General features: G+C 39.2%; 1 protein-coding gene. It reads left to right on the forward strand.

Annotated features, from left to right (window positions below):
* Window positions 1-149 precede the first annotated feature (149 nt).
* Complete coding sequence (tnpA, locus tag K5Q29_RS10595; RefSeq protein WP_105139000.1) at window positions 150-614, forward strand: IS200/IS605 family transposase; 465 nt, start codon at window positions 150-152, stop codon at window positions 612-614.
* Window positions 615-715: the final 101 nt, after the last annotated feature.

Below are 715 nucleotides of genomic sequence, written 5' to 3' on the forward strand. Positions count from 1 at the left end.
TTATGTGACTTTTAGTCCGTCACGCTCCGTAAGGTGCGTGACAAATAAACCACCCGCTATGCGGGTGCGCGACGAAGGTTATACCAAAAAACTCCAAACGCGATACAATAAAGGTGTTCAAGCCAATTGTAAAGCGAGAGGAGAAAAGTATGGCACAAAAGGCACATAGTTTATCACATACAAAGTGGTTGTGTAAGTACCTCATTGTCTTCACACCTAAGTATAGACGAAAAATCATCTATAATCAATATCGAAGTAGCTTGGGAGAAATATTCCAACGTTTGTGTAGTTATAAAGGCGTAGAAATTATCGAAGGACATCTGATGCCGGATCATGTTCATATGTTAGTCAGTATTCCTCCGAGATTAAGTGTATCAAGCTTTATGGGTTATTTAAAAGGTAAGAGTGCTCTTATGATGTTTGATAAACACGCCAATCTCAAATATAAATTTGGCAATCGTCATTTCTGGGCAGAGGGATATTATGTAAGTACAGTTGGACTTAATGAAGCCACAATTAAGAAATATATACAAGAACAGGAAAAACATGATATAGCACTTGATAAGTTAAGTGTAAAAGAGTATGAAGATCCCTTTAGGGATAATGGCAAGTAGTACGAATGCCTCTTTAAGAGGCTAGTGACGAGTCAAAAGCAGTGAGGCTTGAACAAAGTGAAAGCCAGCGTCTTTAGGCGCTGGCTGGTGATGTGGGCTTA

Source organism: Streptococcus sp. 2018037 (genome assembly GCF_019754195.1).
GTDB classification, from domain to species: Bacteria; Bacillota; Bacilli; order Lactobacillales; family Streptococcaceae; genus Streptococcus; species Streptococcus hashimotonensis.